At 69.4% G+C, this 12,091-nt stretch carries 10 protein-coding genes; 2 read left to right on the top strand and 8 right to left on the bottom strand.

The window, feature by feature from the left end:
* Nucleotides 1–4: 4 nt before the first annotated feature.
* Entirely contained in the window at nt 5–913 is a 909-nt protein-coding gene (locus A6B37_RS11845; protein ID WP_102774000.1) for a LysR family transcriptional regulator, read from the bottom strand.
* A gap of 166 nt (nt 914–1,079) precedes the next feature.
* On the opposite strand from A6B37_RS11845, the gene hmgA reads away from it, so the two are divergent.
* On the top strand, nt 1,080–2,378 hold the full coding sequence (hmgA, locus tag A6B37_RS11850; RefSeq protein ID WP_111826328.1) for a homogentisate 1,2-dioxygenase: 1,299 nt from the start codon (nt 1,080–1,082) through the stop codon (nt 2,376–2,378).
* Between the two features lie 108 nt (nt 2,379–2,486).
* The gene (fahA, locus tag A6B37_RS11855; RefSeq protein ID WP_102774001.1) at nt 2,487–3,806 is read left to right on the top strand and encodes a fumarylacetoacetase; all 1,320 of its coding nucleotides are present in this window, start codon (nt 2,487–2,489) and stop codon (nt 3,804–3,806) included.
* A gap of 22 nt (nt 3,807–3,828) precedes the next feature.
* On the opposite strand, the gene A6B37_RS11860 is transcribed toward fahA, so the two are convergent.
* From A6B37_RS11860 to A6B37_RS11890, 7 genes are all read right to left on the bottom strand, one after another.
* Complete coding sequence (locus tag A6B37_RS11860) at nt 3,829–4,839, bottom strand: acyltransferase (RefSeq protein WP_181390981.1); 1,011 nt, start codon at nt 4,837–4,839, stop codon at nt 3,829–3,831.
* Between the two features lie 92 nt (nt 4,840–4,931).
* Nucleotides 4,932–6,827: an LTA synthase family protein gene (locus A6B37_RS11865; protein ID WP_111825845.1), complete on the bottom strand. Its 1,896-nt coding sequence runs from the start codon at nt 6,825–6,827 to the stop codon at nt 4,932–4,934.
* A gap of 127 nt (nt 6,828–6,954) precedes the next feature.
* A complete protein-coding gene (locus A6B37_RS11870) occupies nt 6,955–7,683 on the bottom strand; it encodes a FadR/GntR family transcriptional regulator (RefSeq protein WP_102774003.1) in 729 nt (242 codons plus the stop codon).
* Nucleotides 7,684–7,778: 95 nt separating this feature from the next.
* Nucleotides 7,779–8,507 (bottom strand): phosphatase PAP2 family protein, encoded by a 729-nt coding sequence (locus A6B37_RS11875; RefSeq protein WP_111825846.1) that lies wholly within the window; start codon nt 8,505–8,507, stop codon nt 7,779–7,781.
* 63 nt (nt 8,508–8,570) lie between these two features.
* On the bottom strand, nt 8,571–9,917 hold the full coding sequence (locus A6B37_RS11880) for a HAMP domain-containing sensor histidine kinase (RefSeq protein WP_111825847.1): 1,347 nt from the start codon (nt 9,915–9,917) through the stop codon (nt 8,571–8,573).
* Complete coding sequence (locus A6B37_RS11885) at nt 9,914–10,630, bottom strand: response regulator transcription factor (protein ID WP_102774006.1); 717 nt, start codon at nt 10,628–10,630, stop codon at nt 9,914–9,916. Before A6B37_RS11885 ends, A6B37_RS11880 begins: the two co-directional genes overlap by 4 nt.
* A gap of 15 nt (nt 10,631–10,645) precedes the next feature.
* The gene (locus A6B37_RS11890; protein WP_111825848.1) at nt 10,646–12,061 is read right to left on the bottom strand and encodes an FAD-binding oxidoreductase; all 1,416 of its coding nucleotides are present in this window, start codon (nt 12,059–12,061) and stop codon (nt 10,646–10,648) included.
* Nucleotides 12,062–12,091: the final 30 nt, after the last annotated feature.

Here is a 12,091-nt window from a genome sequence, read left to right on the forward strand (position 1 = left end):
CCCCTCACCGCCCCACCGCGAACGTATCCACGATCACCCCCCTCAGCCACTGGTTCCCGCTGTCCCGGTCCACCCTGCGCTGCCAGTACATATTGGTCTGCAGCGCGGGCACTTTTATCGGCGGCGTCATGAAGCGCAACCCGAAAGGCGGCGCGGCGCTGGCGGCGAGTTTTTCGGGCACGGTGGCCAGCAGGTCGGTGGCGCTGACGATGTACGGCACCGCGGAGAAGTGCGGGACGCTGAAATGCTCGGCCAGGTCCACGCCCGCGCGCTCCATGGACTGGTTGACCTGCCCATAGGGCGCGGCGCGCGAGACGATCAGGTGGCGCTCGGCGCGGAACGCCTTGATGCCCATGCCGGCGTGCGCGGTCGGGTGCGCCTGGCGGAACAGCGTGGCGTAGCCCTGGCGAAACAGCATGCGCTGCAGCGTGCCGGCGCCCATTTCGTCGAAGGCGCCGATGGCCAGGTCGACGCGGCCGGATTCCATTTCGCGCGGCAGGTCCGGGCCCTGCACGCGCACCGAATCGATGCGCACGTGCGGCGCGACCTGCACGCAGACCTCCATCAGCCTGGGCATGAAATGGATCTCGCCCACGTCCGTCATCGCGACCCGGAAGCGGCGCGTGCTGGTGGCGGCGTCGAACACTTCCTGGTCGCGCAGCGCCTGCGACAGCACGGTCAGCGCCTCGCTGACCGGCCCGGCCAGGCGCTGCGCGCGCGGCGTGGGCAGCATGCCCTGTCCGGTGCGCACGAACAGATCGTCGCCAAAGGCTTCGCGCAGGCGCCGCAGGCCGTTGCTGACCGCCGGCTGCGACAGGTCCATGCGGCGCGCCACGGCCGACAGGTTGCGGTCCTCCAGCAGGTGCTGGAACAGCAGCAGCAGGTTCAGATCGACGTCGCGCAGCTCGGCCATGAGGGTTCCTGTTATTCACAAAATTTATAGTCTCTATTTTTACATTCCCGTAGCCGCAAGAGGGTTTTTTTCCGACAATAAGGTATCGCCCCTCGGCCGCGCCGCGGGGCTTGTCTCTGAAACAGGCCGCGCGGCCATGCACCGCGCCGCCGCCCAGGAGGATTCAATGGAACTGCAATACCAGACCGGCTTCGGCAACGATTGCGCCACCGAGGCCCTGCCCGGCGCGCTGCCGCTGGGCCGCAATTCGCCCCAGCAATGCCCTTACGGCCTGTACGCCGAGCAGCTGTCGGGCACCGCCTTCACCGCGCCGCGCAGCGAGAACCGCCGCTCCTGGCTCTACCGCATCCGTCCTGGCGCGCAGCACAAACCCTTCGAGCCCTACGCCGGCGCCGCGGGCTGGCTCAGCGCCTTCGGCCACGGTCCGGTGACGCCGAACCAGCTGCGCTGGAGCCCGATGCCCATTCCCGAAGCCCCCACCGACTTCCTGGAAGGCATCAAGACCTGGGGCGGCAACGGCGGCCCCGACGAAAAGGGCGGCGTGGGCATTCACCTGTACGCGGCCAACCGCTCTATGCAGGGCCGCTATTTCTACGACGCCGACGGCGAGCTGCTGCTGGTGCCGCAGCAGGGCCGCCTGCGCCTGGCCACGGAACTCGGCCTGATCGACCTGGAGCCGCTGGAAATCGCGGTCATCCCGCGCGGCGTGCGCTTCCGCGTCGAACTGCTGGACGGCTCGGCGCGCGGCTACATGCTGGAGAACTTCGGCGCGGCGCTGCGCCTGCCCGAACTGGGCCCCATCGGTTCGAACTGCCTGGCCAATTCGCGCGACTTCAAGACGCCGGTGGCCTGGTACGAGGACGTGGAAGGCGATTTCGAGCTGATCGCCAAGTTCACCGGCGGCTTCTGGCGCGCCGCCATCGACCATTCGCCCCTGAACGTGGTGGCCTGGCACGGCACGCATGCGCCGTACAAGTACGACCTGCGCAACTTCAACACCATCGGCTCGATCAGCTACGACCATCCGGACCCGTCGATCTTCACGGTGCTGACCGCGCCCTCGGACACCCCGGGCACGGCCAACATGGACTTCGCGATCTTCCCGCCGCGCATCCTGGCCATGGAGAACACCTTCCGTCCGCCCTGGTTCCACCGCAACGTCGCCAGCGAATTCATGGGCCTGATCCAGGGCGTCTACGACGCCAAGGCCGACGGCTTCGCCCCCGGCGGCGCCAGCCTGCACAATTGCATGAGCGGCCACGGGCCGGACGCGGAAACCTTCGAGAAGGCCTCGCACGCCGACACCGGCAAGGCGCACTACATCCGCGACACGATGGCGTTCATGTTCGAGACGCGCCGCGTGATCCGCCCGACGGAACAGGCGCTGGCCTCGGTAGAATTGCAGGGCGACTATTACCGCTGCTGGCAGGGCCTGGCCAAGCACTTCGACCCCAGCAAGGCGTGACGGGAAAGCTCCGGTTTTCCCCGTATGCGGCGATGCGCGCAAGCGCATCGCCGTTTGGCATTTGTCCGGCCACGGCCACCCCATCACTACACAGAGAGACACGCAGCCATGACTACCCCCATCAATGAAACCCACGACCCGTCCTTGAAGAGCTGGGTCGCCAGCGCCAACACGGGCGTCTCGGATTTCCCGGTGCAGAACCTGCCCTACGCGTCGTTCCGCCGCAAGGGCTCGGCCGAGCCGTTCCGCGTGGGCGTCGCCATCGGCGACCAGATCCTGGACCTGTCGGCGCTGGCCGCCAAGCAGCCCTTCGAAGGCCAGGCCGCGCAAGCGCTGGCCGCCTGCGCCTGCGACAGCCTGAACGGGCTGATGGCGCTGGGCCAGGCCCACTGGAGCGCGCTGCGCCTGGCGCTGTCGCGCGCGCTGCGCGAAGGCGCGGCGCTGCGCGCCACCGTCGAGCCGCTGCTGGTGGCCCAGGCCGACGCGGAATACGCCACGCCGGCGCGCATCGGCGACTACACCGACTTCTACATCTCGGTGCACCACGCCACCGCGGTGGGCAAGCAGTTCCGCCCCGACAATCCCCTGCTGCCGAACTACAAGTGGGTGCCCATCGGCTACCACGGCCGCGCCTCCAGCATCGGCGTGGACCAGAAGTTCCCGCGCCCGGTCGGCCAGACCCGCCCGGCCAACGAAGGCGAAACGCCGCAGTTCGGCCCCTGCGCCCGCCTGGACTACGAGCTGGAGCTGGGCATCTTCGTGGGCACCGGCAATCCCCAGGGCGAGCGTATCGGCCTGGCCGACGCCGAATCGCACGTGTTCGGCCTGTGCATCCTGAACGACTGGTCGGCGCGCGACATCCAGGCCTGGGAATACCAGCCGCTGGGGCCCTTCCTGTCCAAGAATTTCGCCTCCACGATTTCGCCCTGGGTCGTCACCATGGAAGCGCTGGAGCCGTTCCGCACCCAATGGGTGCGCGGCCCGTCCGAACCGCAGCCGCTGCCCTACCTGTCGTCCGACGCCAACCGCGCCAAGGGCGCTTTCGACGTGCAGATGCACGTGCTGATGGCCACCGACAAGTCGCGCGCCGAACAACTGCCGCCCGCCGAACTGTCGAGCAGCAACTTCCGCGACGCCTACTGGAACGTGGCGCAGCTGGTCACGCACCACACGGTCAACGGCTGCAACCTGCAGCCGGGCGACCTGCTGGGCACGGGCACCCTGTCGGGTCCGCAGCCGTCCGAGGCCGGTTCGCTGCTGGAGCTGAGCAACGGCGGCAAGACGCCGATCGAGCTGCCCTGGGGCGAAAAGCGCACCTTCCTGCAGGACGGCGACCAGATCATCATCCGCGCCGAATGCGTGAAGGCGGGCTATCCGCGCATCGGCTTTGGCGAAAGCTCGGGCACCGTGCTGCCGGCGCGCATGTAATCGAAGGCGGCGGCGCGCGCGCTCAGTCGGGGCGGCGCGCCATCAGCCGCTCGATCTCGTCGTCCTTGGCCTGCCACTGCTCCCCCAGCCAATGGTGGAAGGTGGCGCGAAAGGCCTTGTCGCGGGAATAGTCGGCCTCGCAGAAGGCCGGCGGCACCGGCAGCTGCCTCATGCGCACGGCCACGGGGCCCGCGCGGCCGCAGGCGAAATCCCAGAAGCTGGGTATGCCCTCGGGATAAACGATGGTGGCGTCTATCATCGAGCGGAAGCGCGCGCCCATGGCGTTCAGCGCCACCGCCAGCCCGCCCGCCTTGGGCTTGAGCAGATGGCGGTACGGCGAGGACTGCGCGACGCGCTTGGCTTCGCTGAAGCGCGTGCCTTCGGCAAATACCATCACGCTGGTCGGCACCAGCGAAAACTTGGCGCAGGCGCGCCTCGCGGCTTCCTGGTCCTCGCGCCCCAGCGCCGGATTGCGGCGTAGTTCGGCCTTGCCGTGGCGCTTCATGAACGGAAAATCCAGCGCCCACCACGCCAGCCCGATCACCGGCACGTAGATCAGCTGCTGCTTGAGAAAGAACTTCAGAAGCGGAATGCGCCGGTTCAGCGTGCGCTGCAGGACGAAGATGTCGACCCAGGACTGGTGGTTGCAATTGACCAAGTACCAGTCGGCGTAGCGCAGCCCGGCGTTGCCGCGCACGTCCCAGGGCGCGTGCTGTATCCAGGCCAGCCAGCCCGCGTTGCACGACACCCAGGCGGTGGCGATGGCGTTGAGCACCGGATCGACCAGCCGCCTGACCGCGGCGAACGGCAGCAGCAGCTTGAGCAGCGCCACCGGAAACAGCAGCAGGCACCAGAACAGCGTGCTGGCGGCCAGCAGCGCCACGCTGACCACGCCGGTCAGCCAGGCCAGCCGGCCGCGCGGCACGGGCAAGGGACGGCGCCGGGACGTGCGCCGCGGCAGCGCGTCGGCGAGATCGGCCGCGCGGGCCGGGTCCGCGGAGCGGTCCGCTGAGGAATGGTCTGGAATATGCATGGACGCCAGTGTGCGGCCGGCGCGCGAAAAACGGCTTGCGCGCGATCAAGCCGGCCGGCATGGGGCAGCGCCCCGTCCCGGCCGGCCTGGCCTCAGGGCAGACGGTATTTCTCTTCGCGATAGGCCCAGCTGGCCCACAGCGCGTGCGCCAGGGCTTCCCGCGTGAGCTGCGGGTCCGCCGGCAGCACCGGCTCGTAGACCTCGTCGCGGCCCACCGGCGCGGCCTCGTAGCGGAATTCCTTGGGCGACTTGGACGGCTCCAGCACCAGCAGCTTGTCGCCCTGGAGGTAACCGAAGTTGTCCGCGTACTGCATGATGGCCCGGTTCGGATCGCGCTGCGTCAGGTCCGCCCCCAGCATCGGGTTGACGTTGTCCAGCCCGATCAGCGAGAGCAGCGTGGGCGCCATGTCGATCTGGCTGACCAGGCGCTGGTCCTGGCGCGGCGCGATGCCCGCCCCCAGGATCAGCGCCGGGATCTGGAAATGCCGCACCGGCACCGGAATCGAGCCATAGACGCGCGAATCGTGATCGGCGATCACCAGAAACACGGTGTTGTTCCAGTACGGCGCCTGCCTGGCCTTGTCGAAGAACTGCCCCAGCGCCCAGTCCGCGTAGCGCACCGTGTTGTCCACCGTGGCGGGATCGCCCACCGGCGTGATGCGCCCGGCGGGGTATTCCCAGGGCGAGTGGTTGGTGACCGAGAACGCCAGCGTGAACACCGGCTTGTCGCCGTCGGCGCGCAGCAGGCGGTCGACCTGGTTGAACATGTCTTCGTCGGACGCGCCCCACGAGCCTTCGAACACCGGGTCCACGAACTTGGAGCGGTCCACGATTTCATCGAAGCCGTTGCCCAGGAAGAAGGCGCGCATGTTGTCGAAGTGCGATTCGCCGCCGTACACGAAGCGCGAGCGGTAGCCGTGCTTGCCCAGCAGCTGCGCCAGCGTGAAGAAGCCGGTCTGCGAACGCGGCAGCTTCACCACCGCGTCGGCCACGCTGGGCGGAAAGCCCGTGGTCACCGCCTCGATCCCGCGCACCGAGCGCGTGCCGGTGGCGTAGGCGCGGTGGAACATCCAGCCCTCCTTGCCCAGCCGGTCGAGGTTCGGCGTCAGGTCGCGCCCGCCCAGGCTGCCCACGTACTGCGCGCCCAGGCTTTCCTGCAGGATGATGACCACGTTCAGGGGCTTGTCGCGGCGCACCGTGGCCTTTTGTTCGTGCAGGCTGGGATAGCGCGGGTCCAGCGGCGCGCCGGCCATGCCGGCCTTCTCGCGCACGATGGCGTTCATTTCGTCGACCGGCATCCTGGGATACATGGCGGCCGACGAGCGTTCGTCGCGCATGCGGTAGGCGGCGTCGAACACGCTGTAAAGCGAATTCAGCGCCAGCGCGTTGACCATCGCGTCGGAGCTGAACGCGACCTTGGCGGGGTTGATCGGCCGGTGCTCCAGCGTGCCGCGCGCGCCCAGGAACACCAGCGCCAGGATCACGAACGAAGCCAGCGGCCGCTTCCACCACGCCATGAAAGGATCGCGGGCGCGGGTCGGGAACAGCCTGACCGCGATCCACGCGGCCAGCACCAGCACCACCAGCGCGGTGAACAGCACGCCCTTGTAGCCCTGCCAAAGCATGGACCCGACTTCCTTCGGGTTGAGCAGGTAGATGAAGTACAGCCGGTTCGGCCGCGTGTCGTATTCGGCGATGAACTGCGGCGTGGAGACTTCCAGCAGCACATACAGCATCCACCAGACGCGGAACCACCAGGCCGTGATGCGCGCGGCCAGCGGCCGGTGCCCGAACCAGGGCGACAGCACCGCGGGCAGCGCGATCACCATGGACATCAGGCACACGTCGATGCGCAGGCCGCCCAGCAGCAGGGGACCGAGTCCGCCGGCGGCCTGCACCCGGTCCCACATCCAGAAGGCCAGGCCCAGGCGCGACAGCGTCAGCAGCGCCAGGATGGCAATGATGAAACGTAGCGTCAGGCGGCGCATGCAACCGCCTCCCGGCCCTGGAGAGCCTGCCCGATGAAAACGAACTTGATTGATATGCCGAGCAGCACCATGCGGCCTCGTGGTCGAAAAAAGAAGACGGGCAAGATTAACGCGGTTTGGCGCCGCCCTACTGCGCGCGCCGCAACCGTTCGCGGCTGTTGCTCAGGTGCGTGCGCATCGCCGCGCGCGCGCCTTCGGCGTCCTGGCGCAGGACGGCGTTGTAGATGTCCTCGTGCTCGAGGTTCACCCGCGCCAGGTAGGCAGCCCGGTCCTCGTGCGCGAATTTCGCCGAATTGATGCGGGTGCGCGGGATGATGGCCGCCCCCAGGTGGGACATGAGGTCGGCGAAGTAGCGGTTGTCGGTGGCCTGCGCGATCAGCAGGTGGAACTGGAAATCCGGCGTGACCGTGTCGCCGCCGCCGTCGAGCGCGCCCTTGAACGCATCGAGCGCGCGCCGCATCTCCTGCAGCTGGGCGTCGCTGCGCCGCAGCGCGGCCAGGCTGGCGGCCTCGCTTTCCAGGCAGATGCGCAATTCCAGCAGCACCAGCACGTCGCGCACGGTGGCGATGTCGGCCGGGTCCACCCGGAAATCGCCGCCGCCGCTGGGCTCCAGCGCGTATGTGCCCACGCCATGATGGGTCTCGACCAGGCCCGAGGCCTGGAGCCGCGACAGAGCTTCGCGCACCACGGTGCGGCTGACGCCGAATTCGCGCATGATTTCGGCTTCGGTCGGCAGCTTGTCGCCCGGCCGGATCTGGCCGCCGCGGATGCGCTGCCCGATGCTTTCGACCAGGCCCTGGGCCAGGTTGCGCGGGCGGCGCCGCGGCAGGACGGGAGGTTCGACGGGAGCGTTCATCAGAGGAATCCGGAAGCGGTTGCGCAACGCGAGGCGCTGAAAAAACCGCGCCTGTCGATTATACGGTCGGGGAAATAGTTGTACGACAACCGAGGTCAAGCCTGGCCGCCGCCACGGCCGCCCACGATCAGCGGATAGAAGAACAGCGCCGCCAGCAGCCACAGCAGCGCCGCCGACCAGAGCGTCTGGCTCAGGAAATGGGCGCCCTGCAGGATGCGCACCGCGGAAAACCCCAGCCCGGCGGCGATGCCGACGGCCAGCCCCCACCAGCGCAGGGCCGGCCGGCCCAGCGACCAGCCGGCGAAATACAGCACCAGCATCGAATAGCCCGCGCCCGCATGGCCGCTGGGCAGCGCGCCGCCGGCCTTGGCGCGGGCCCAGGTCCACCAGTGCTGCGGATAGGGGGTGTAGCCGCCCAGCGTGTCCAGGTCGTAGGGACGCGGCAGCGTGGTGTGGTGCTTGAGCGCCTGCACCAGCATCTGCCCCGCCAGGCAGGTGGCGGCCACGGCCAGCGCCGGCGCGCGCCAGCGCCGCCATGCGGGGATACGGTAGCTGGCCGCCGCGACCGCCACCGCGGCCAGCGCCACGCCGATCGGCAGCGCCAGCACCATGCGGTGCCCGATCAGTTCCAGCCAGCGGTTGGCGCGCAGCGGGAAGTCGTCCAGCGCCGGATCGAACAGCGCGGCGGCGATGCGCAGGTCCAGCCCCGAGGCGTTGGCCCACCAGGCCAGGCCGGCCAGCGCCAGCGTCACGGCGATGACGTGGGTAAACAGGTATGAGGCGGCCGTCGGCGCGCGCAGCGCGGGCAACGTCAGGGGCGGCATGGTCGAGGACGGAAGGAGCTTCGGGCAAACGAAAAGCGTAAGCCGCCGAAAGTCGAAATTTCGTCAAATTCGGGGCTGCGCGGCCCCCTCGCCCTCGCCGGTGTCCTCGAAGCGCAACATGAAGCGGGTGCCGCGCGCCTGGCCCTCGCGGGCGGACTCGACGCCGAGCGACCAGCCCTGCATGTCACAGACGCGCTTGGCGATCGCCAGGCCCAGCCCGCGCGCCGTCTCCTCGGCCGCGCCCCCGCCCGCATCCCGCATGCGGCCGCTGTAGTAGCGGCGGAACAGGAACGGCAGGTCGTCGGCGGCGATGCCCTTGCCGTCGTCGGCCAATTCCAGCCCGCCGTCGTCGGCCAGGCGCGCGGTCAGCGTGGCCGGCGCGGCATGCTCCATCGCGTTGCGCACCAGGTTGCGCAGCACCGTCAGCAGCGCGTAGCGGTCCAGCGTGCGGACGTGCCCGGCCGCGATCCGGTTGTCGAACCGCAGCCCGGCCTGCGCCGCCTGGGCCTCGTAGCCGCGCCAGGCGTCCTCCATGCAGGCGGCCAGGTCCACGGGCTCCGGCTCGCGCAGCTGGTCGCGCGCCATCGCGCGGGCGCTTTCCAGGCTGACGATGACGTCGTCCACGTTGTTCACCACGCGCGCCAGGCGCTCGCGCTGGTCCGGGGTCAGCGTCTGGGTCAGCAGCATCAGCTCGCTGTCCGAGCGGATCGCGGCCAGCGGCGTGCGCACTTCGTGGCTCAGGTTGCCGGCGAATTCGCGCTCGCGGGCGATGGAGCGGTCGACCTGGTTCTGCACCCGGTTGAAGGCCTCGATCAGGCGGCCGGCCTCGTCGTCGCGCGTGACGGCCATGTCGGGCGCGCCCGGCGCCCAGGTCGCCAGCCGGTCGGTCAGGTCCAGCAGCGGGCTGACCGCGACCGCGGCCACGCGCCGCGACAGCGCATAGGCGCCCACCACGCAGATGGCGCCCACCCCCAGCACGATCAGGCCGAAGTCGTGGACCCGCTCTTCGTTGTCGGTGGCGTCGTACAGCAGGTAGACCTTGCCGCGGCCGGTGTCGGCCACCATGACGTGCCAGGTGTAGGGGCCGGGCTCGATCAGGTGCAGGCCGCTGTCCAGCGCCAGGATTTCCTCGGGAATGCCTTCGGGGCGGTTGCCGTCCACGCTCATCCAGGCGCGCATGGCGCCGCCCAGCTCGCGCACGCCCGTGCGCGGCAGAAAGCCGTCGCTGACCCGCGCATGCTGGACCAGCCGGTCCATTTCGGTGTTGAGGATGTCGTTGACCAGATCGTCTTCCATCTGGTCGAAGGTCAGGTAGGCCAGCAGCGCCAGCGCGGTCACGAACAGCGCCACCGTGCCGGTCAGCGCCCATACCACCCGCTGGGTCAGGGTGCCGCCGGCGGCCGGCGTCATGGCGCCGCCCCGTTGTCCAGCGACAGGCGCCAGCCGGTGCCGTGTATGGTCTCGATGCCGTCGAAGCCCGCGTCGGCCAGCGCCCGGCGCAGCAGGTGCACCTGGCTGCGCAGCGCGTCGGAGGACGGCGGCTCGTTGCCCCACAGCACCGATTCCAGTTCCTCGCGCGAGACCACCCTGCCCGGATCGCGCAGCAATGCTTCGATGATGAGGCCAGCCTTGCGCGTCAGATGCACCGGCTGGCCATGGACCGACACCTCGCGGCTGCGGGTGTCGTATTGCAGCGGGCCGAAGGTGCGCACCGAATCCACGGTCGAGCCCTGGGCGCGCTGGATCAGCGCAAGCAGGCGCGCCTCGACCTCCAGCAGCGCGAAGGGCTTGGTGAGGTAGTCGTCGGCGCCGTGCGAGAAGCCGGCCAGCTTGTCTTCCAGGCTGTCGCGCGCGGTCAGCATCAGCACCGGCAGGGCCAGGCGCCGCTCGTTGCGCAGCGTGTGCAGCACGGCGTTGCCGTCCATGCCGGGCAGGCCGATGTCCAGGATCAGCGCGTCGAAACGCTGTTCCGCCAGCCGCTGCAGCGCCGCCGGCCCGGAATAGGCCGTGTCCGGCAGAAAGCCTCGGGCTTCCAGGAAGGTGTACAGATTGCCGGCGATGACGGGGTCGTCCTCGACGATCAGGACTCTGCAATTCGCGCCCGCTGCGGGACTGGCTGCCATGGTCGGGGTTCTCTTCTAGGCCTGCAGGACCTTGCCTGGATTCATGAGGCCCTGCGGGTCCAGCGCCTGCTTGATCCTGCGCATCAGGGCCAGCTCCACCGGGCTCTTGTAGCGGGGCAGCTCGTCGCGCTTGAGCTGGCCCACGCCGTGCTCGGCGCTGATCGAACCGTGGTGGGCGTGCACGCTGTCGTGCACCACCTCGTAGATCTCGCCCTGCAGGGCCAGCAGTTCGGCTTCGGTCTGGCCCGGCGCATGGGCCACGTTGTAGTGCAGGTTGCCGTCGCCCAGGTGGCCGAAGACCACATGGCGCACGCCGGGAAAGCGCGCCTGCAGCAGGCCGTTGGTCTTGTGCACGAAGCCGGCGATGGCGGAGATGGGGATGGACACGTCGTGCTTGACCGACTTGCCCAGTTCGGCCTCGGCCAGCGGAATGCTTTCGCGCAGGTGCCACAGCGCCCTGCTCTGCGCCACGTTGGCGGCAATGGCCGCGTCCTTGACCAGCCCGTCCTCGATGGCCGCGCCCAGCACCGCTTCGAAGCGTTCGCGCGCATGCGCCTCGCTTTCGCTGTCGGACAGTTCGAGCAGGGCGAACCACGGCGAGGCCGCGGAATCGCCCTCGAACGGCAGGCGCTGCTGCGGGAACAGGCGCACCACCGCCTGCAGGCAGGCGCCGCTCATGAGCTCGAAGCCGGTCAGCGCGGCGCCGAAGCCGGCGCGGGCGCGCGACAGCAGCTCCACGGCGCCGTCTAGGGTGTCCAGCGTCAGCAGCGCGGTGCACGAGGCCACCGGCCGGGGATACAGCTTGAGCGTGGCCGCGGTGATGATGCCCAGCGTGCCCTCGCTGCCGATGTACAGGTCGCGCAGGTCGTAGCCGGTGTTGTCCTTGCGCAGGCCGCGCAGGCCGTTCCAGATCTCGCCGTCCGGCGTCACGACTTCCAGGCCCAGCGTGAGCTCGCGCGTGTTGCCGTAGCGCAGCACCTGCGTGCCGCCGGCGTTGGTGGCGAGATTGCCCCCGATGGTGCAGCTGCCTTCGGCGGCCAGGCTCAGCGGAAACAGCCGGTCGGCCGCGGCCGCGGCCTCTTGCACGGCCTGCAGCACGCAGCCGGCCTCCACGGTGATGGTGTCGTTGTCGGTGTCCAGCGCGCGCACGGCGGTCAGGCGGGCGGTGGAAAGGACGATGCCCGTGCCGGAGGCGTCGGGCGTGGCGCCGCCGCACAGCCCGGTATTGCCGCCCTGCGGCACCAGCGGCACGCCATGCCTGGCGCACAGCTTCACCGCCGCCGCCACTTCCCCGGTGGAACCCGGGCGGATCACCGCCAGCGCCGCGCCCTTGTAGCGGCGGCGCCAGTCCAGCACGTAGGAATCGGCGTCGGCGCCGGTCAGGACGTGGGCAGGGCCCAGCAGGGACTGTAGATCGCTTAGCAAAGTCATACGCGCCGCATGAATGGAATGCGCCGGCAC

It is taken from the genome of Achromobacter sp. HZ01 (genome assembly GCF_003267925.1).
Taxonomy (GTDB): Bacteria; Pseudomonadota; Gammaproteobacteria; order Burkholderiales; family Burkholderiaceae_B; genus Achromobacter; species Achromobacter pulmonis_A.